The organism is Chromobacterium sp. FG22 (assembly GCF_057809415.1).
This window is the reverse complement of sequence record NZ_JBMDJX010000004.1, coordinates 154,713-174,685: the sequence shown is the minus strand read 5'-3', so window position 1 is coordinate 174,685 and position 19,973 is coordinate 154,713. Positions and strand designations below refer to the sequence as shown.

Annotated in this window: 19 protein-coding genes; 14 read left to right on the top strand and 5 right to left on the bottom strand. The window is 63.1% G+C overall.

The window, feature by feature from the left end:
• Positions 1 to 25 precede the first annotated feature (25 nt).
• Positions 26 to 967, top strand: a complete 942-nt coding sequence (locus ACODSD_RS05865; RefSeq protein WP_227106930.1) for a GGDEF domain-containing protein — start codon at positions 26 to 28, stop codon at positions 965 to 967.
• 13 nt (positions 968 to 980) lie between these two features.
• On the opposite strand, the gene ACODSD_RS05860 is transcribed toward ACODSD_RS05865, so the two are convergent.
• Complete coding sequence (locus ACODSD_RS05860; protein WP_227106932.1) at positions 981 to 1,883, bottom strand: LysR family transcriptional regulator; 903 nt, start codon at positions 1,881 to 1,883, stop codon at positions 981 to 983.
• 103 nt (positions 1,884 to 1,986) lie between these two features.
• On the opposite strand from ACODSD_RS05860, the gene ACODSD_RS05855 reads away from it, so the two are divergent.
• Complete coding sequence (locus tag ACODSD_RS05855) at positions 1,987 to 2,976, top strand: aldo/keto reductase (RefSeq protein ID WP_488876956.1); 990 nt, start codon at positions 1,987 to 1,989, stop codon at positions 2,974 to 2,976.
• Positions 2,977 to 2,984: 8 nt separating this feature from the next.
• On the opposite strand, the gene ACODSD_RS05850 is transcribed toward ACODSD_RS05855, so the two are convergent.
• Positions 2,985 to 3,434: a hypothetical protein gene (locus ACODSD_RS05850; protein WP_107798162.1), complete on the bottom strand. Its 450-nt coding sequence runs from the start codon at positions 3,432 to 3,434 to the stop codon at positions 2,985 to 2,987.
• A gap of 211 nt (positions 3,435 to 3,645) precedes the next feature.
• On the opposite strand from ACODSD_RS05850, the gene ACODSD_RS05845 reads away from it, so the two are divergent.
• Positions 3,646 to 3,978 (top strand): monooxygenase, encoded by a 333-nt coding sequence (locus ACODSD_RS05845; protein ID WP_488876955.1) that lies wholly within the window; start codon positions 3,646 to 3,648, stop codon positions 3,976 to 3,978.
• 135 nt (positions 3,979 to 4,113) lie between these two features.
• Here ACODSD_RS05845 and lysS read toward each other — a convergent pair whose 3' ends face one another.
• The 3 genes from lysS to ACODSD_RS05830 form a co-directional block, all read right to left on the bottom strand.
• On the bottom strand, positions 4,114 to 5,619 hold the full coding sequence (gene lysS / locus ACODSD_RS05840; RefSeq protein ID WP_488876954.1) for a lysine--tRNA ligase: 1,506 nt from the start codon (positions 5,617 to 5,619) through the stop codon (positions 4,114 to 4,116).
• Between the two features lie 72 nt (positions 5,620 to 5,691).
• Positions 5,692 to 6,796, bottom strand: a protein-coding gene (gene prfB / locus ACODSD_RS05835; RefSeq protein ID WP_146176780.1) for a peptide chain release factor 2 whose coding sequence is annotated in 2 segments (ribosomal slippage) — positions 5,692 to 6,714 and positions 6,716 to 6,796 — 1,104 coding nt in all. Because the reading frame shifts where the segments join, the coding sequence is not laid out codon by codon here.
• A gap of 116 nt (positions 6,797 to 6,912) precedes the next feature.
• Positions 6,913 to 7,893, bottom strand: coding sequence for a malate dehydrogenase (locus tag ACODSD_RS05830; protein WP_227106976.1), 981 nt, complete (start codon positions 7,891 to 7,893; stop codon positions 6,913 to 6,915).
• A gap of 210 nt (positions 7,894 to 8,103) precedes the next feature.
• Between ACODSD_RS05830 and ACODSD_RS05825 the strand changes: the two genes are divergently transcribed.
• The 11 genes from ACODSD_RS05825 (at position 8,104) to lpdA (ending at position 19,914) form a co-directional block, all read left to right on the top strand.
• Positions 8,104 to 8,838, top strand: coding sequence for a GntR family transcriptional regulator (locus ACODSD_RS05825; RefSeq protein WP_048415654.1), 735 nt, complete (start codon positions 8,104 to 8,106; stop codon positions 8,836 to 8,838).
• Positions 8,839 to 9,073: 235 nt separating this feature from the next.
• Positions 9,074 to 9,448 (top strand): succinate dehydrogenase, cytochrome b556 subunit, encoded by a 375-nt coding sequence (gene sdhC, locus ACODSD_RS05820; protein WP_019103264.1) that lies wholly within the window; start codon positions 9,074 to 9,076, stop codon positions 9,446 to 9,448.
• Complete coding sequence (sdhD, locus tag ACODSD_RS05815) at positions 9,442 to 9,786, top strand: succinate dehydrogenase, hydrophobic membrane anchor protein (protein WP_043592734.1); 345 nt, start codon at positions 9,442 to 9,444, stop codon at positions 9,784 to 9,786. The genes sdhC and sdhD overlap by 7 nt, the downstream gene beginning before the upstream one ends.
• Positions 9,786 to 11,558, top strand: coding sequence for a succinate dehydrogenase flavoprotein subunit (gene sdhA / locus ACODSD_RS05810; protein WP_107798167.1), 1,773 nt, complete (start codon positions 9,786 to 9,788; stop codon positions 11,556 to 11,558). Before sdhD ends, sdhA begins: the two co-directional genes overlap by 1 nt.
• Before the next feature lie 13 nt (positions 11,559 to 11,571).
• Entirely contained in the window at positions 11,572 to 12,282 is a 711-nt protein-coding gene (locus ACODSD_RS05805; RefSeq protein WP_107798168.1) for a succinate dehydrogenase iron-sulfur subunit, read from the top strand.
• Positions 12,279 to 12,527 (top strand): FAD assembly factor SdhE, encoded by a 249-nt coding sequence (locus ACODSD_RS05800; protein ID WP_107798169.1) that lies wholly within the window; start codon positions 12,279 to 12,281, stop codon positions 12,525 to 12,527. The genes ACODSD_RS05805 and ACODSD_RS05800 overlap by 4 nt, the downstream gene beginning before the upstream one ends.
• Before the next feature lie 53 nt (positions 12,528 to 12,580).
• Complete coding sequence (gene gltA / locus ACODSD_RS05795) at positions 12,581 to 13,873, top strand: citrate synthase (RefSeq protein ID WP_107798170.1); 1,293 nt, start codon at positions 12,581 to 12,583, stop codon at positions 13,871 to 13,873.
• Positions 13,874 to 14,071: 198 nt separating this feature from the next.
• Positions 14,072 to 16,900 (top strand): 2-oxoglutarate dehydrogenase E1 component, encoded by a 2,829-nt coding sequence (locus ACODSD_RS05790; protein ID WP_488876953.1) that lies wholly within the window; start codon positions 14,072 to 14,074, stop codon positions 16,898 to 16,900.
• A gap of 52 nt (positions 16,901 to 16,952) precedes the next feature.
• Positions 16,953 to 18,194 (top strand): 2-oxoglutarate dehydrogenase complex dihydrolipoyllysine-residue succinyltransferase, encoded by a 1,242-nt coding sequence (gene odhB / locus ACODSD_RS05785; RefSeq protein ID WP_081544315.1) that lies wholly within the window; start codon positions 16,953 to 16,955, stop codon positions 18,192 to 18,194.
• A 54-nt stretch (positions 18,195 to 18,248) separates the two neighbouring features.
• Positions 18,249 to 18,431: a hypothetical protein gene (locus ACODSD_RS05780; RefSeq protein ID WP_048411385.1), complete on the top strand. Its 183-nt coding sequence runs from the start codon at positions 18,249 to 18,251 to the stop codon at positions 18,429 to 18,431.
• Positions 18,432 to 18,480: 49 nt separating this feature from the next.
• The gene (gene lpdA, locus ACODSD_RS05775; RefSeq protein WP_235084350.1) at positions 18,481 to 19,914 is read left to right on the top strand and encodes a dihydrolipoyl dehydrogenase; all 1,434 of its coding nucleotides are present in this window, start codon (positions 18,481 to 18,483) and stop codon (positions 19,912 to 19,914) included.
• The last annotated feature ends 59 nt before the right edge of the window (positions 19,915 to 19,973 follow it).

Here is a 19,973-nt window from a genome sequence, read left to right as displayed (position 1 = left end):
CAAGGGCAGGGACGGGAGCGCGCGGATGACTTTCAAGATTGGCGACGAGGCGGTGGATGTCGGCAAGGAAGTGCTGTCGCGCAGCCTGGATTTCGTGCCCATTCCCATCCTGATCTCGGAATCCGACGCCAAGCTGGACCAGCCCGGCCGGCGCGTGCATCGCTATCTGAACCGCGCTTTCCTGCAGCAAATAGGCTACACGCTGGAGCAGATGCCGGACATGGAGGCCTGGTTTCGTCTGGCTTATCCCGATCCGGCCTACCGCTTGGAGGTGGAGCAAAGCTGGTTGCAGGCGGTGAAGGACAGCCTGGCGCTGGGCCGCAACCTGGCGGAGATGACAGTGAGGGTGTGCTGCGCCGACGGCCGCCTGCGCTGGTTCATCGTCACCGCGCAACTGCATGCCGATCTGCTGCCCAACTGGCACATCGTCACCTTCCGCGACGTGGACGACCTCAAGTGCGCGATGGACGAAAACGTCAGGTTGTCGCGCACGGATTTTCTCACCGGTTTGATCAACCGCCGCGAGGCGGTGCGTCAAATGGAGGCCGCCTGGCTGCAATGGTTGCAGACGCGCCGGCCGTTCGCGGTCTTGTTGTGCGATATCGACCATTTCAAGCTGGTGAACGACCATTTCGGCCATGACGGCGGCGACTATGTGCTGGTGGAAGCGGCGCGCTTGCTGAGCGAGGCGTTTCCGGACTTGCTCTGTTCGCGCTGGGGCGGGGAAGAGTTTCTGCTGCTGGCCCCGGACGCCGATCAGGCCAAGGCCGCGGCCTTGGCGGAACAGGCCCGGCAGCGGCTCGCCGCCGCCAATCTGCAATGGCAGCAGCATCCGGTGCCCTTGACCCTGAGCATAGGCCATGTCTGCGCGCAGCCGGGCCTGGAAGTGGAGGTCTTGCTGCAGCGCGCGGACGCCGCCTTGTACCAGGCCAAGGCGGCGGGGCGCAATTGCTGCCGGGCGGGGTGAGGCCGGCGGGCCGTCAACGGGCGGTCATCGCCTGTCTCAGGTAGTCGATGAACGCCCGCAGTTTCGCCGGCTGATGCAGGTGGTGCGGGTAATACAGGTAGAAGGCCTCCGCCGGCGGCATCCATTCTTCCAATACGGCGATCAGGCCGCCGTCCGCCAGATGGGGTTCGGCCATCGCCTGCGGCAGATAGGCGAGGCCGAGTCCGCCCAGCGCGACGTGCAGCGCCGCGGCGGTGTCGTTGGCGGTTAGCGGCCCTTGCACCGCGACTTCGAACGGCCGGCCGGCGTCGACGAATTGCCAGCGGTAGATCTGGCCGCTGCTGGCGAAGCGATAGCGCAGGCAATCATGTTGTCGCAACATGGCCGGATGCGCGGGTACGCCGCGCGTTTGCAAATAAGCCGGGCTGGCCGCCACGCAAAAGCGGAGCGGGGCGCTGACCGCCACCGCCTGCATATCCTGTTGCAGGCTCTCGCCGAAGCGCAGGCCGGCGTCCAGACCGCGCTCCACGATATCCACCAATTGATTGTTCACGTCCAGTTCCAGCTTTAGCTGCGGATGCGCGCGCATGAAGCCGGCCAGCAAGGGATACAGCAGCAGGGCTGCGGCGGTATGCGGCAAGGTCAGCTTCAGGGTGCCGCTGAGCTGACCTTGCCATTGGCGAGTGTCTTCCAGCGCGCCGTCCAACTGTTCCAGCAGCGGCCTTATCCGCGCCAGCAGCGCCTGGCCGGCTTCGGTCAGCCCAACCTTGCGGGTGGTGCGGTTCAGCAGGCGCACGCCCAGTTGCGCCTCCAATTGACGCAGCGTCTGGCTCAGCGCCGAGGGGGTGACCTCTTGCTGGGCGGCGGCGCGGGTGAAGCTGCCGTGCTGGGCAATGAGGCGGAAGGCTTGCAAGGCATGCAGGGAGTTTTGCGGCATTGTGAAGATTTTCTACGTAATGCATGCAGATTAAGCCGGTTTTTCCGATGGAGGCAAGAGAATATGCTTAAGGCATCTTAACCGACCACGAAGGATGGCAGGCATGAAACAACGTATCCTGGGCCGTAACGGCCCCTCCGTTTCCGCTTTGGGCTTGGGCTGCATGGGCATGAGCGCTTTCTACGGCGCGCATGACGACGCGGAATCGCTGCGCACGCTGAATCACGCGCTGGATCGCGGCGTCAATCTGCTGGACACCGCGGATATGTACGGACCTTACCGCAACGAGGAATTGCTGGCGCAGCTGCTGAAGTCGCGCCGTAGCGAGGTGGTGCTGGCCACCAAGTTCGGCATCGTGATGGACCCGGCCAATCCGGCCGCGCGCGGCGTCAACGGACGGCCGGAATACGTGCGCAGCAGTTGCGAAGGCAGTCTCAAGCGGCTGGGCGTCGACGTCATCGATCTTTACTATCTGCACCGCGTGGACCCGCAAGTGCCTATCGAAGAAACGGTGGGCGCGATGGCGGAGCTGGTGCACGCCGGCAAAGTCCGTTACCTGGGCCTGTCCGAGGCCGCGCCCGACACCTTGCGCCGCGCGCACGCCGTCCATCCCATCCACGCGCTGCAAAGCGAATACTCGCTGTGGACGCGGGATCCGGAGCAGCAAACGCTGGCCTTGTGCCGGGAGCTGGGCGTCGGTTTCGTCGCCTACAGTCCGCTGGGGCGCGGTTTTTTGACCGGGGCGATCCGAAGCCCGGACGACTTCGACGCCGACGACTACCGGCGCGGCAATCCGCGCTTCCTCGGCGAGAATTTCCGCCGCAATCTGGCGCTGGTGGACCAGGTGAAGACCTTGGCCGAAGCCAAGGGCTGCACGCCGGCGCAATTGGCGCTGGCCTGGGTGCTGGCGCACGGCGATCACATCGTCGCCATTCCAGGCGCGCGCCGCATCCGCAATCTGGACGACAATCTGGGCGCGCTGGCGCTGGCACTGAGTCCGGCGGAGCGGGCGGAAATCGACGCGGTCTTTCCGCCGGAGGCCGTCAGCGGCCTGCGCTACGCGTCCGAGGTGATGGCGACGGTGCAGCGCTGAGCGCGGTTTTAGCGGTCTCGCCGCCAGTCGCGACGATCGCGCTCATGGCCGCGGCCATGGTCGTGATCGTCGTCGCCATGCCAGCCGTGGCGTTCGTGTTCGCGCCTGTACTCATGGCCGCGTTGAACCTGCTGATAACGCGGCACATAGACTTGGCGGTACCACTCGTCGCGAACGAAGTAGACCGGGCGGCCGCAGGCGCCGTAGCGGCCGCAGTAGCGACGCCAATCCTTCATGTGGCCGGGCGGCACCCGCAGATACATCGGCGCCACCGCCACCGGGGCGGGCTGGATGACCACCGGTTGCGGATAGATCAGCTGCGGCGTCGGGAAACCGCCCAGGCTGAGTTGTCCGTAGAAACCGGGCTGGCCGATGGTGATGGAGACGCCGGCCTGGGCCGGCATGGCGCAGAGCCATGCCGAGGCGCTCAGCGCGGCGAATGCGAATAGACGTTTCATGGCGAATGTCCTTTTAGTCGTACAAGCGAGTGTTGTACTGCCAATATCGTCCGGCACTATTGCGCATGCGCGAAGCTGAAGGACGGAATGATGTCTATTGTTGGCGGAAAGGAGGTTTAGCAAACAAAAGCAAAACTTCTCGGCCGCGATGGACGGCCTGGCAAGGCGCCCTGCGTTGCCGCGAGTCTTGCCTTCTATAGGAAACGCTTTCATGCAAAAACTTCTGCAAGTCCACTTTGATTTTTCCGGTCCTTTCGGCGACGAGATGGCAAGCCGCTTGCAAGAGCTGGCGGCGTCCATCAATCAGGAGCCCGGCTTCATCTGGAAAATATGGACGGAGAGCCCGGACCGGCAAGAGGCCGGCGGCATTTATCTGTTTGCCAGCGAAGAAACGGCGCAAGCTTATCTGCGCATGCACAGCGCAAGACTGAAAGCCTTGGGGGTGGCCGAGGTCAGCTGCAGGATTTTTGACGTGAACCTGGCGCTCAGCGAGCTCAATCATGCGGGCTTTGCGCGCGGGCCGGAGCCGCTTGGGGCCGAGTAGCCGGCAGCTCTGGTCAGCGGGGCCTTGTGCCGAGGTTCTTGTCTGCGTTTGAAAAGCAGGGTACGGCAGAGGGGGAAAAGAAAAAGCCGCTCGCCGGAAGGCGGGCGGCTGGGTCGAGCCGTAGGCTTGAAGCGCTTATTCCGGACGCATCTGCGGGAACAGAATGACGTCGCGAATGGACGGCGCGTCGGTCAGCAGCATCACCAGGCGGTCGATGCCGATGCCGCAGCCGCCGGTCGGCGGCAGGCCGTATTCCATCGCGCGGATGTAGTCGGCGTCGTAGTGCATCGCCTCGTCGTCGCCGGCGTCCTTCTGCGCCACCTGGGACAGGAAGCGCGCGGCCTGGTCTTCCGGATCGTTCAACTCGGAGTAGCCGTTGGCGTGCTCGCGGCCGACGATGAACAGCTCGAAGCGTTCGGTCAGGCCCGGCTTGCTGTCGGAACCGCGCGCCAGCGGGGACACTTCCACCGGGTAGTCGATGATGAAGGTCGGGTTCCACAGCAGGCTTTCTGCGCATTCTTCAAACAGCGCCAGTTGCAGGCTGCCCAGGCCCGGCGCCGGCGGCAGCTTGCCGCCCAGGCGCTTGATCTCGCTGGCCACCCAGGCTGCGTCGTCCAGTTGGGCATCTGTGTATTGCGGGTTGTAGTGCTTGATCGCGCCGACGATGGTGAAGCGGTCGAACGGTTTGCCCAGATCCACTTCCTTGCCCTGGTAGCTGACGGTGGTGGAGCCGCAGGATACCAGCGCGCATTCGCGGATGATGGCTTCGGTCATCTCCATCATGCGCTGGTAGTCGCTGTAAGCCTCGTAGAACTCGATCATGGTGAACTCGGGGTTGTGGCGCGTGCTCATTCCCTCGTTGCGGAAGTTGCGGTTGATCTCGAACACGCGCTCCAGACCGCCCACCACCAGGCGCTTCAGATACAGCTCAGGCGCGATGCGCAGGTACAAGGGCATGTCCAGCGCATTGTGGTGGGTGACGAAAGGCTTGGCCGCGGCGCCGCCCGGGATCGGGTGCATCATCGGGGTTTCCACTTCCAGATAGCCTTCGCCCACCATCACGTCGCGCACCTTCTGGATGATCTTGGAGCGCTTGATGAAGGTCTGGCGGCTGTCCTCGTTCATGATCAGGTCGGTGTAGCGCTGACGGTACTTGGTTTCCTGATCGGTGATGCCGTGGAACTTCTCCGGCAGCGGACGGATGTTCTTGGACAGCAGGCGCACTTCGCTGGCCTGCACAGTCAGTTCGCCGGTCTTGGTCTTGAACAGCACGCCCTTGACGGCGACGATGTCGCCCAGATCCCAGTGCTTGAACTCGGCGTGCAGCTCTTCGCCCACGCCGTCATTGGAGATATAGGCCTGGATGCGGCCGCTGCCGTCTTGCAGCGTGGCGAAGCTGGCCTTGCCCATCACACGTTTCAACATCATGCGGCCGGCGACGGCAACCTCGATCTTTTCGGCTTCCAGCGCTTCCTTTTCCTTGCCGGCGTGAGCGTCCTGCAGGACTTGCGCGAAGTGGCTGCGCTTGAAGTCGTTGGGGAAGGCGATGCGCTGTTCGCGGATGCTCTTCAGCTTTTGGCGGCGCTCCGCCATGATCTGGTTTTCGTCCTGGCTGGGCGATGCTTGCTCGTGTTCAGACATGTTCACTCCGTAATTCAATGCAATGGCTGTTGGCCGCCGCAGGGGCGGCGGCCGGGTTAAGCGGGTTTAGGTTCAGACGCCCTGTTTCAGGCTGGCCTCGATGAAGCCGTCCAGGTCGCCGTCCATCACGCCCTTGATATTGCCCACTTCGTAGCTGGTGCGCAGATCCTTGATGCGGGACTGGTCGAAGACGTAGGAGCGGATCTGGTGGCCCCAGCCCACATCGGTCTTGGTGTCTTCCAGCGCCTGCTTGGCCTCGTTGCGCTTTTTCAGTTCCAGTTCGTACAGCTTGGCGCGCAGCATCTGCATCGCTTCGTCGCGGTTGCGGTGCTGGGAGCGGTCGTTCTGGCACTGCACCACGATCCCGGTGGGATTGTGGGTGATGCGCACGGCCGAGTCGGTCTTGTTGATGTGCTGACCGCCGGCGCCGGAGGCGCGGTAGGTGTCGACGCGCAGATCGGCCGGATTGATGTCGATCACGAAGCTGTCGTCCACTTCCGGATAGACGAAGACCGAGGAGAAGGAGGTGTGGCGGCGCGCGTTGGAGTCGAACGGCGACACGCGCACCAGGCGGTGCACGCCCACTTCAGAGCGCAGCAGGCCGTAGGCGTATTCGCCGCTGATCTTCAGCGTGGCGCTGGTGATGCCGGCCACTTCGCCTTCGGATTCTTCCAGCACTTCCACGCTGAAGCCCTTGCGTTCGGCGTAGCGGATATACATGCGCAGCAGCATGCCGGCCCAGTCCTGGGCCTCGGTGCCGCCGGCGCCGGCCTGGATGTCCAGGAAGCAGTTGTTCGGGTCCATCGGATCGTGGAACATCCGGCGGAATTCCAGCTGCGCGAGCTTGGCTTCGGCGGTGTCCAGATCGGCCTGCACGGCCAGGATAGTGTCGTCGTCGTTTTCGGCGCGGCCCATCTCGAACAATTCGGCGCTGTCGCCGACCATGGCGCTGATCTCGTCGATCACAAGCACCACGTCTTCCAGCTGTTTGCGCTCGCGGCCCAGTTCCTGGGCGCGCTTGGGATCATTCCAGATGTCCGGGTCTTCGGTCAGGCGGGAAACTTCTTCCAGACGGTCTTTTTTACCGTCGTAGTCAAAGATACCCCCGGATGTCGGCACCACGGGTGGCCAGGTCGTCTATCTTGGCCGCGATTTGGTTCAGTACTTCGACTTCAATCATGCTCAACTCCAAATGGCAGTCTGTTAAATATAGGCAGTCGGGAAATCGGGTCTTGATCAAAGACAAAAAAGCGCACCGTAAGGTGCGCTTTTGCTGAAAAGACTTGGGATGGATCAGCCAAACAGGTGAGCGATGGCGGCGCGCTCTTCTTCCAGTTCGGCCAGGGTGAAGTTCATCCGCTCGCGGCTGAACTCGTCGATTTCCAGACCTTGCACAATCTTGTATTCGCCATTTTCGCATACAACCGGGAAGCCGTACATCACGCCTTCCGGGATGCCGTAGGAGCCGTCGGACGGAATGCCCATGGTCACCCATTTGCCTTGGCTGCCCAGCACCCAGTCGTGGACGTGGTCGATGGCGGCGTTGGCGGCGGAGGCGGCGGAAGACAGGCCGCGCGCTTCGATGATGGCGGCGCCGCGCTTGCCCACGGTGGGCAGGAATACGTCGCGGTTCCAGGCTTCGTCGTTGATCATGGCCTTGACCGGCTGGCCGGCGATGCTGGCGAAGCGGTAGTCGGCGTACATGGTCGGCGAGTGGTTGCCCCATACCGCCAGCTTCTCGATGGCGGCCACCGGCTTGCCGGTCTTGGCGGCGATCTGGGACAGCGCGCGGTTGTGGTCAAGACGCAACATGGCGGTGAAGTTTTTCGGATTCAGGTCCGGAGCGGACTTCATCGCGATCCAGGCGTTGGTGTTGGCCGGGTTGCCCACTACCAGCACTTTCACGTCGCGGGCGGCGTGGTCGTTCAGCGCCTTGCCTTGAACGGTGAAGATGGCGCCGTTGGCTTCCAGCAGATCCTTGCGCTCCATGCCCTTGCTGCGCGGGCGGGCGCCCACCAGCAGCGCGACCTTGACGTCCTTGAAGGCCACGTTCGGGTCGTCGGTGGCAACCATGCCGGCCAACAGCGGGAAGGCGCAGTCTTCCAGTTCCATCATCACGCCCTTGAGGGCGGTTTGGGCTTGCGGCAGGTCCAGCAGTTGCAAGATGACCGGTTGATCCTTGCCGAGCATTTCGCCGCTGGCAATGCGGAACAGCAGACTATAGCCGATTTGGCCGGCTGCGCCGGTGACGGCGACGCGAACGGGAGCTTTCATTGGCGGACTCTCCTTTGATGTATCCGATAATGACGATATGCAGATGTTGCTCTGCAGCATTGAATGCTTTTGTGCGGCTGAGTGTAACACGGAGTATAGCCAAAGTGGGGGTGTAATCCTCATCAGAAAAGCTGATGGGTCCAGTAAAGTCTTGTATCTTATATAAGACTTGTATTTACGCTTGATTTGTTTGGTGATACAACAGAGAACATGACAGATCGACCGCTGCGTAGACAGCCGCTGTACAGCCAGATCAAGCAGCAATTGCTGCGCCGGATCGGCGATGGCGAATGGCAGGAGAACGATGCCTTGCCCAGCGAATGGGACTTGGCGGACGAGCTGGGCGCAAGCCAGGGCACGGTGCGCAAGGCCTTGGGCGAACTGGTGGCCGACGGCCTGCTGTATCGCGCGCAGGGCAGGGGCACTTTCGTGGCGCCGGCGCCCAGCGAGTGGGGCGAAGGCCTGCTGCTGACGCCGGGCCTGTTCAACGAGCAGCCGGACGATCTGGCGCGGGAGTTCCTCGGCATTTCGCGGGGCAACGCCAGCGACGACATGGCCGCGGCATTGCAATTGCGGCGCGCTGCGCCTTTATTGAGAGTTCGGCAGCTGTGGCGTTGGCACGGCATCCCGGTCGCGGTGGACGAGGCTTTCTTGCCGGCCGACGAGTTCGAGGGGCTGGACGCGCGATGGCTGCGCGGCTCGTCCGGGGTGTATCAGGCGCTGCAGCAGCGTTTCGGCATCCGTTTGAAAGTATTGTGCGAGCAGTTTCGCGCGTTGATGTTGCCGCGCGAGGAAAGCGCGCTGCTCGGCGTCACCGGCATGGTGGCCGAGGCGCCGGCCTTGAGTCTGATCCGGATTTCCGGCTCGATGGAGGGCGTGCCGCTGGAGTGGCGGCAGCGTTACTGTCTGACGCACAACTGGGCTTACACCGCCCGCCGGGCTTGACGCGGCGGGCTTTTGACGTGACGTGGACGGCTGGGCCGGCGGCGAAAAACGGGCCGCGGCCAGCCAGTTTTGCTAGAATCCCCGGGTCATATTGCACCGCGATATTCCTGGTGCGGCATGAGCGGTAATGACGGGCATCCAGCCATAACAACAACGGAGCCCTTCAAGCGGGCGGTCTCGTAGCGGACCGTCTGTTGTGTAACCTCTTGGTTCTAAAAACATCCAAGGAAGCCATATGCAGAAGCAACGACCAAAGCACCTGGATCTGGCCAAGATCAGATTGCCGATTCCCGGCATCGTCTCGATCTTGCACCGGATCAGCGGTGTTGCGCTGTTCTTTTCTCTCCCACTGTTGATTTACCTGTTGCACGGTTCGCTGAGTTCGGCCGAATCGTTCGAAACCTACCGCGCCGTGGTGGGCAACCCGCTGATGAAGCTGGTGTTGCTCGGCCTGTTGTGGGCGTATATGCACCACTTCTGTGCCGGTATCCGTTTCCTCTTCCTCGATATTCATAAAGGTCTCGAACTGCAGACCGCCCGCGCCACCGCCAAGACCGTCGTGGCCGTCAGCCTGGCGCTGACCGTGGTTCTGGGAGTTGCTCTATGGTAAATCGCAATGTCGTCGGCGCCGGCTATGGCCTGCGCGATTGGATCATGCAGCGCGTCACCGCGGTGATCATGTTGATCTACACCGTGGCTTTGGCTTTGTTCCTGTTGACCATGCCGTCCGGCTACGAAGGCTGGAAGGCGTTCTTCGGCCAGTTCTGGGTGCAGTTGCTGACTCAGGTGAGCCTGATCGCTCTGTTCCTGCACGTATGGGTGGGTATCCGCGATCTGTGGATGGACTATGTGAAGCCGGTGGGCGTACGCCTGGCGCTGCACGTGTTCACCATCGTCTGGCTGGTTTCCTGTTTTATCTATTCCGTTAAAGTGGTCTGGGGGCTGTAATGGGTATTCCTGTTCGTCATTTCGACGCCGTTATCGTTGGGGCAGGCGGAGCAGGCATGCGCGCGGCCTTGCAATTGTCCGAGGCCGGCCTGAAGACAGCGGTGCTGTCCAAGGTATTCCCGACCCGCTCCCACACCGTGGCCGCCCAAGGCGGCGTGTCCGCTTCTCTCGGCAACTCCGAGGAAGATCATTGGCACTGGCATATGTACGACACCGTCAAGGGGTCGGACTGGCTGGGCGATCAGGACGCCATCGAATTCATGTGCCGCGAAGCGCCCAAGGTGGTGGTGGAGCTGGAGCACTTCGGCATGCCGTTCGACCGCAACGCCGACGGTTCCATCTACCAGCGCCCGTTCGGCGGCCATATGTCGAATTTCGGCGAAAAGCCGGTGCGCCGCGCCTGCGCCGCAGCCGACCGCACCGGCCACGCCATGCTGCACGCGCTATACCAGCGCAATGTGCGCGCCAATACCCATTTCTTCGTTGAATGGATGGCGCTGGATCTGATCCGCGACGCCGACGGCAATGTCCAGGGCGTGATCGCCATGGAAATGGAAACCTCGGAAATCGTCGTGTTCCAGGCCAAGGCCACCTTGTTCGCCACCGGCGGCGCCGGCCGCATCTTCTCCTCGTCCACCAATGCCTTCATCAATACCGGCGACGGCCTGGGCATGGCTTCCCGCGCGGGCATCCCGCTGGAAGACATGGAGTTCTGGCAGTTCCACCCGACCGGCGTGGCCGGCGCCGGCGTGTTGATCACCGAAGGCGTGCGCGGCGAAGGCGGCATTCTGCGCAATGCGCAGGGCGAACGCTTCATGGAGCGCTACGCGCCCAACGCCAAGGACCTGGCGTCCCGCGACGTGGTGTCGCGCGCGATGGTGACCGAGATCAACGAAGGCCGCGGCTGCGGTCCGAACAAGGATCACGTGCTGCTGGACATCACTCACCTGGATCCGGAAGTGATCATGTCCAAGCTGCCGGGCATCCGCGAGATTTCGATCAAGTTCGCCGGCGTGGACCCGATCAAGGCCCCGATTCCGGTGGTGCCGACTTGCCATTACCAGATGGGCGGCATTCCCACCAACTACCACGGCGAAGTGGTGGTGCAGGGCGAAAAAGTGCAGGGCTTCTACGCGGCCGGCGAATGCGCCTGCGCGTCGGTGCACGGCGCCAACCGCCTGGGCACCAACTCGCTGCTGGACTTGCTGGTGTTCGGCAAGAGCTCGGCCAACTCGATGATCGAGTTCATCAAGCAGCATCCGGAAGACCTGCCGGAACTGGCGCTGGCCGATGTCGAGCGCTCCGTCGCCCGCGTCGAGCGCCTGAATCAGCAGACCGGCGGCGTGCAAGTCAACGACGCGCGCGAGGCGATGCAGCGCACCATGCAGGCGCACTGTGGCGTGTTCCGCTTCAAGGACATGCTGGCCGAAGGCGTGGAGAAGATTCTGGAAGTGGAGAAGATGGTGCAGCGCACCGAGATCTCCGACAAGTCCAATGTCTTCAACACCGCCCGCATCGAGGCGCTGGAGCTGGAGAACCTGATCGAAGTGGCCAAGGCCACCATGATCTCGGCCAACGCCCGCACCGAGAGCCGCGGCGCCCATGTGCGCGACGACGCCAAGGACACCGAGGAAACCCCGAACGGCCGCGACGACAAGAACTGGCTGAAGCATACCTTGTGGTATCGCGAAGCCAACCGTCTGGATTACAAGCCGGTCAATCTGAAGCCGCTGTCGGTCGATACGATCGCGCTGAAGACCCGCTCCTACTAAGGGTTCCATCAAGATGACTACCGAAACCGTCAAATTCCGCATCTACCGCTACAATCCGGAAACCGATGCCAAGCCGTATATGCAGGACATCAGCGTGGAGATGGACTCCACCGAGCACAAGCTCTTGGACGCGCTGGTCAAGCTGAAGGTGAAGGACGACACGCTGAGCTTCCGCCGCTCCTGTCGCGAAGGCGTGTGCGGTTCCGACGCGATGAACATCAACGGTAAGAACGGCCTGGCCTGCCTGACCGACTTCCGCGACCTGAAACAGCCGATCGAGCTGCGTCCGCTGCCGGGTCTGCCGGTGATCCGCGATCTGATCGTGGACATGACCCAGTTCTTCAAGCAGTACCACTCGATCAAGCCTTATGTGATCAACGACACGCCGCCGCCGGAACGCGAGCGCAAGCAGTCGCCGGAAGACCGCAAGGAACTGGACGGCCTGTACGAGTGCATTCTGTGCGCTTGCTGCTCGACGTCCTGCCCGTCCTTCTGGTGGAACCCGGACAAGTTCGTCGGTCCGGCCGGCCTGTTGGCCGCCTATCGCTTTATCGCGGACACCCGCGACGAAGCGACCAAGGAGCGCCTGGACAACCTGGAAGACCCGTACCGCCTGTTCCGTTGCCACACCATCATGAACTGCGTGGACGTGTGTCCTAAGGGCCTGAATCCGACCAAGGCGATTGGCAAGATCAAGGACCTGATGGTCAAGCGTGCAGTATGACCGCCTACGATCCGATTGAACTCAAGCGGATCCGTTGGCGGTCCCGGCGGGGGCTGCTGGAGCTGGATCTGGTGCTGGAGAAATTCTTCGCCGGCCCCTTCGACCAGCTCGCCCCCGCCGAGATTGAGGCTTATCGGCGGTTGCTGGATTTGCCCGATACCGATTTTCTGGACGTCGTCAGCGGCAAGGCCGATCTGGACGATCCGGAAGAGATGGGCATCGTGGCGATTCTCCGTTCGCTCTGACGGCTGTGCATCACCCCAATTACAACGACCATAAACCGACTGGGAGTATTGCTGTGGAAACTGATCGCAAAGTAACGCTCACATACAACGAGGGTAAGGAAACTCTGGATTTGCCGGTCCAGAGCGGCACTTTGGGGCCGGATGTCGTCGACATCCGCACCTTCTCCAAAACCGGCATGTTCACGTTCGACCCGGGCTTCCTGGCCACCGCCAGCTGCGAGTCCGGCATCACCTTCATCGACGGCGATCTGGGCCAGCTCTACTATCGCGGCTACCCGATCGAACAGCTCGCCGAGAAGAGCGATTACCTGGAAGTCTGCTACCTGCTGCTGAACGGCGAGCTGCCGACCGCGGCGCAGCGCAAGGACTTCGAGCGCGGCATCATGCGCCACAATATGCTGCACGATCAGCTGATGAGCCTGTTCAAGGGCTTCCGTCGCGACGCGCACCCGATGGCGGTGATGGTGGGCGTGGTGGGCGCGCTGTCCGCCTTCTACCATGACTCGCTGGACATCTCCAATCCTGAGCATCGCCGCATTTCCGCGCATCGCCTGGTGGCCAAGCTGCCGACCATCGCCGCGCAAGCTTACCGCTACAACAAGGGCCTGCCGTTCTCCTACCCGAAAAACGGCCTGACCTACGCGGAAAACTTCCTGCACATGATGTTCTCCACCCCGTGCGAAGAGTACAAGGTGAACCCGGTGCTGGCGCGCGCGCTGGACCGCATCTTCACCCTGCACGCCGATCACGAGCAGAACGCCTCCACCTCCACCGTGCGTCTGGCCGGCTCCTCCGGCGCCAACCCCTTCGCGTGTATCGCCGCCGGCATCGCCTGCCTGTGGGGCCCGTCCCATGGCGGCGCCAACGAAGCCGTGCTGAAGATGCTGGACGAAATCGGCAGCGTGGAAAACGTGGCCGACTTCATGCAAGGCGTGAAGGACAAGCGCTACAAGCTGATGGGCTTCGGCCACCGCGTGTACAAGAACATGGACCCGCGCGCTTCCATCATGAAGCAGACCTGCGACGAAGTGTTGAACGAACTGGGCCTGCACAACGATCCCAAGTTCAAGCTGGCGATGGAACTGGAAAAGATCGCGCTGTCCGATCCCTACTTCATCGAGCGCAAACTGTACCCGAACGTGGACTTCTACTCCGGCATCGTCTTGTCGGCCATCGGCATCCCGGTGTCGATGTTCACCCCGATCTTCGCGCTGGCCCGCACCGTGGGTTGGATCGCCCACTGGAGCGAAATGATCTCCGACCCGGCGATGAAGATCGGCCGTCCGCGTCAGTTGTACACCGGCGCCCCCCGCCGCGATTTCATTCCGGTGGAGAAGCGCAAGTAAGCAGGAACGAGGGTTGGCTGGAGCAGGGCTTCAGCCAGCCTTTTTTTCCGGCCCGACGGCGGGCCGGGGCAGGGTCAGAATGTTATGGGAAGCACAACAAAAAGTTTTTCCGATAGCGTTTTCCCCATGCAGCAACAGGGAGTTCGCGCCAGGGCGTAGCTGGCCGGATTCCGAACAGAAACGACAAAGGGTAGCCCCATGATGCAATCCATGTACAGCCATTCTTACCTGTTCGGTGGGAATGCACCGTTCATCGAGGAGCTGTACGAACAGTACCTCGCTGACGCCAACTCCGTTCCGAACGAGTGGCGCGACTATTTCGACAAGCTGGCGCAAGCGCCGGGCGCTGCCGAACGCGATGTGCCGCACATGCCGATCCAGGAATCCTTCATTCAGCTGGCCAAGAAGCCGGCCGCCGGCCAGCGCGCCAGCAGCGGGGCGGAATGGGACACCATGCAAAAGCAGGTGGGGGTGCTGAAACTGATTTCCGCCTACCGCGTGCTGGGCAGCCGCCAGGCCAATCTGGACCCGCTCAAGCGCATGGACCAGGAACTGGTGCGCGAACTGGACCCGGCTACCCACGGTTTGACCGGCGCCGACATGGCGGTGCAATTCAACGCCGGCTCGCTGGTGGGTCCGCAGAAGATGCCGCTGTCCGACATCCTGGCGCGCCTGAAGCAGACCTACTGCGGCAATATCGGCGTCGAGTACATGCACATCACCAAGTCGGATGAAAAGCATTGGGTGCAAAAGCGCTTCGAGGGCGATCTGTCCACGCCGCATTACGACGCGGCCAAGAAGCAGCGCATCCTGAAGCAGATCACCGCATCCGAGACGCTGGAACGCTATCTGCACACCAAATACGTCGGCCAGAAGCGCTTCTCGCTGGAAGGCGGCGAGTCCGCCATCGCCGCGCTGGATCACCTGATCCAGAACGCCACCGGCCAGGGCGTGCAGGAACTGATCATCGGCATGGCCCACCGCGGCCGTCTGAACGTGCTGGTCAACACCCTGGGCAAGCTGCCGCGCGACCTGTTCGCCGAATTCGAAGGCAAGGCCGCCCAGCAAATGGCCTCCGGCGACGTGAAGTACCACATGGGCTTCTCCTCCGACATCCCGACCGCCGACGGCCCGATGCATGTGTCGCTGGCCTTCAACCCCTCGCACCTGGAAATCGTCAACCCGGTGGTGGAGGGCTCGGTGCGCGCGCGTCAGGAACGCCGCAAGGACGCGGAACGCAAGACTGCGGTGCCGGTATTGATCCACGGCGACTCCGCCTTTGGCGGCCTGGGCGTCAACCAGGGCACCTTCAACCTGTCGCAGACCCGCGGCTACGGCACCGGCGGCACGATACACATCGTGATCAACAACCAGGTGGGCTTCACCACCTCGGACACCCGCGACATCCGCTCCACCATGTATTGCACCGACGTGGCCAAGATGATCGAAGCGCCGATCTTCCACGTCAACGGCGATGATCCGGAAGCCGTCTGCTATGTGATGCAGGCCGCGCTGGACTACCGGATGACCTTCAAGAAGGACGTGGTCATCGACCTGGTGTGCTACCGCAAACTGGGTCACAACGAGGGCGACGACCCGTTCCTGACCCAGCCGATGATGTACAAGAAGATCGCCAAGCACCAAGGCGTGCGCGCGATGTACGCCGAGCGTCTGGTGCAGGAAGGCGTGCTGAAGGCGGAAGAGGCCGACGCTCAGATCCAGGCCTACCGCGACGCGCTGGACAAGGGCGAGCACGTAGAGCAGACCGCGCTGACCAATTACAAGCGCGAACACGCGCTGGACTTCAGCCAGTATCTGGGCACCCACTGGGCGCATCCGACCGACACCTCCTTGCCGCAGGCCGACATCCAGCGCCTGACCGAGAAGTTCACTTCGCTGCCGGACGGCTTCAAGCTGCATCCGACGGTGCAGAAGGTGCTGGCCGCGCGCAAGGCGATGGCCGCCGGCGAGCAGAACGCGGACTGGGGCATGGCCGAGACCCTGGCCTACGCCAGCCTGGTGACCAACGGCTTCGGCGTGCGCCTGTCCGGCGAAGACTCCGGCCGCGGCACCTTCTCCCATCGTCATTCGGTCTTGCACGACCAAAACCGCGAGAGCTGGGACCAGGGCAGCTATGTGCCGCTGCGCAATATGTCCGACAACCAGGCCGATTTCCTGGTGATCGACTCCATCCTGAACGAAGAAGCGGTGCTGGCCTATGAATACGGCTATGCCTGTTCCGCTCCGGATCAGCTGGTGATCTGGGAAGCCCAGTTCGGCGACTTCGCCAACGGCGCCCAGGTGGCCATCGACCAGTTCATTTCCTCCGGCGAGACCAAGTGGGGCCGTCTGTGCGGCCTGACCACCATCCTGCCGCACGGCTACGACGGCCAGGGCCCGGAACACTCGTCCGCGCGCCTGGAGCGTTGGCTGCAACTGTGCGCCGAGCACAATATGCAGGTGGTGATGCCGTCCGAAGCCTCGCAGATGTTCCACATGCTGCGTCGCCAGGTGCTGCGCCCGTACCGCAAGCCGCTGGTCATCTTCCTGTCCAAGCGCCTGCTGCGCTTCAAGGATTCGATGAGCCCGATCGACGCGTTCACCAGCGGCGGTTTCCGCCCGGTGATCGGCGACGCGGTGGTGCAGGACGCCAAGAAGGTCAAGCGCGTGCTGCTGTGCGCCGGCCAGGTGTATTACGACCTCGCCGCCGCTCGCAAGGAGCGCGGTCTGGACGACGATATCGCCATCGTCCGCATCGAGCAGCTGTATCCGTTCCCGACCGAGCAGGTGGCCGCCGAACTGGCGCGCTTCCCGCAGGCGCGCGAAGTGATGTGGGTGCAGGAAGAGCCGCGCAACCAGGGCGCCTGGTATCAGATCCGCCACCGCCTGGAAGGCCTGCTGGGCGCCAAGCAGTCGCTGTCCTTCGCCGGCCGTCCGTCGTCCGCTTCCCCGGCCGTAGGCTATATGAGCAAACACGTCGCCCAACTCAAGGCTTTCGTTGAAGAAGCCATGTCGGTCGCCAAATAACCACTGAATGAGTTCGAGGCAGCCGGAGGGCTGCCTCTACATGGAGAAGAACATGCTGATTGAAGTCACCGTCCCGCAACTGCCCGAGTCCGTATCCGAAGCCACGCTGATGAGCTGGCACAAGAAGGTTGGCCAAGCCGTCAGCCGCGACGAGAACCTGATCGACCTGGAAACCGACAAGGTGGTGCTGGAACTGCCGGCGCCCCAGGCAGGCGTGATCGTTGAAATCATCGTGGAAGACGGCGCCACCGTGGTGTCCGGCCAGCTGATCGCCAAGATCGACACCGCCGCCAAGGCCGGCGACGTGGCTCCGGCCGCAGCCGCCGCGCCGGCTCCGGCAGCCGCCCCGGCGCCCGCCGCCGCTCCGGCAGGCGGAGCCGCCATGCCGTCCGCCGCCAAGCTGGCCGCCGAAACCGGCGTGGACCTGTCCAAGGTGGCCGGTTCCGGCCGCGACGGCCGCGTGCTGAAGGAAGACGTGCAGGCCGCCAAGCAAGCCGCTCCGGCCCAGGCCGGCCCGGTGCTGGCTCCGGCCGCCGCCGGCGCCGCGCTGTCCGCCACCCCGGCCGCGGTCAATGTCGCCGCCATCCTGTCCGACCGTCCGGAACAGAGCGTGCCGATGTCCCGCCTGCGCCAGCGCGTGGCCGAGCGTCTGATCCTGTCGCAGCAGACCAACGCCATCCTCACCACCTTCAATGAAGTGAACATGAAGCCGGTGATGGACCTGCGCGCCAAGTACAAGGACCGCTTCGAGAAGGAACACGGCATCAAGCTGGGTTTCATGGGCTTCTTCGTCAAGGCCGTGGTCGCCGCGCTGAAGAAATACCCTATCGTCAACGCCTCGGTGGATGGCAACAACATCATCTATCACGGCTACTTCGACATCGGCGTGGCCGTGGGCAGCCCGCGCGGCCTGGTGGTGCCGGTGATCCGCAACGCCGACCAGCTGAGCCTGGCCGACATCGAGAAGCAGATCTCCGAATTCGGCAAGCGCGCCCAGGAAGGCAAGCTGACCGTGGAAGAACTGACCGGCGGCACCTACACCATCTCCAACGGCGGCACCTTCGGCTCGATGATGTCCACCCCCATCATCAACCCGCCGCAGTCCGCGATCCTGGGCATGCACGCCACCAAGGAGCGCGCCGTGGTTGAGAACGGTCAAGTGGTGGTGCGCCCGATGATGTATCTTGCCCAGTCCTACGACCACCGCATCATCGACGGCCGCGAAGCCGTGCTGAGCCTGGTGGCGATCAAGGACGCGATTGAAGATCCGGCCCGCCTGATCCTCGACTTGTAATCACCCGCGGCCGGGAGCGCGCTCCCGGCCTGTCTTGCGATGAATGGAGCTTGAATGCAGTTGCCCGACTGGTTTTACGGAATCGCCGCCATCCTGGCCGGCGTGGCCATAGGCTGGCTGACCTGGAAAAAACGCCGAAACGGCGTGCGCGAAGACCTGTACAGCCTGATCGGCAAAAGCATTCTCTGTCTGTTCATGATCGCATTCGGCATTCTGCTGCTGAAGGTCGGCAAGTAGACCCGGCAGCCGGCGGGCCGCGCGCCCGCCACCGACAAAGGAAAACAAGATGAGCCAATCGTTTGATGTAGTGGTGATCGGCGGCGGCCCCGGCGGCTATGTGGCCGCCATCCGCGCCGCCCAGCTGGGCTTCAACACCGCCTGCGTGGACGCGTTCAAGAACCCGGAAGGCAAGGCGTCGCTGGGCGGCACCTGCCTGAACGTCGGTTGCATCCCGTCCAAGGCGCTGTTGCAGTCGTCTGAAAACTTCCACGCGGTACAGCACGATTTCGCCAAGCACGGCATCAGCGTCTCCGGCGCCAAGATGGACGTGGCGCAGATGATTTCGCGCAAGACCGACATCATCAGCAAGAACGCCGCCGGCATCAGCTTCCTGTTCAAAAAGAACAAGGTCGCCAACATCCACGGTCTGGCCGCCTTCAAGGGCCGCCAGGGCGAGAAATGGGTGATCGAGGTCAGCGACGGCGGCAAGGTGGTGGACACTCTGGAAGCCGGCCACGTGATCGTGGCCACCGGTTCCAGCCCGCGCGCGCTGCCGGGCCTGGCCACCGACAACAAGCTGGTGCTGGACAATGAAGGCGCGTTGGCGCTGACGGACGTGCCCAAGCGCCTGGGCGTGATCGGCGCCGGCGTGATCGGCCTGGAAATGGGCTCGGTCTGGAAGCGTCTGGGCGCGGAAGTCACCATCCTGGAAGCGATGCCGACCTTCCTCGCCGCGGCCGACCAGCAGATCGCCAAGGAAGCCTTCAAGACCCTGACCAAGGACACCGGCCTCGACATCAAGCTGGGCGTCAAAATCGGCGAAGTGAAGGCCGGCAAGAAGAGCGTCACCGTCAATTACGAACTGAACGGCGAAGCGGTCAAGGCCGAGTTCGACAAGCTGATCGTCTCCATCGGCCGCGTGCCCAACACCCAGGGCCTGGGCGCCGATGCGGTGGGTCTGCAGCTGGACGAGCGCGGCTTTGTGGCGGTGGACGACCATTGCCACACCAATCTGCCCAATGTCTGGGCGATCGGCGACGTGGTGCGCGGCCCGATGCTGGCGCACAAGGCGTCGGAAGAGGGCGTGGCCGTGGCCGAGCGCATCGCCGGCCAGAAGCCGCACGTGGACTTCGGCGTGATTCCGTGGGTGATCTACACTTCTCCGGAGATCGCCTGGGTCGGCAAGACCGAGGAACAGCTCAAAGCCGAGGGCGTAGAGTACAAGAAGGGCACTTCCGGTTTCGGCGCCAACGGCCGCGCGTTGGGCCTGGGCCAAGCGCAAGGCACGGTCAAGATCCTGGCCTGCGCCAAGACCGACCGCATCCTGGGCCTGCACATGATAGGCCCGATGGTGTCCGAGCTGGTCAGCGAAGGCGTGGTGTCGATGGAGTTCAAGGCCGCCAGCGAAGACCTGGCGCGCATTGTCCACGCCCACCCGTCCTTGTCGGAAGTGATACACGAAGCGGCGCTGGCCGCCGACAAGCGCGCTTTGCACGGCTAAGCGTTGGCCGGGTCGTGTACAATCGCGCACGGCCCGGCAAAACGGCCTCCTCGGGGGCC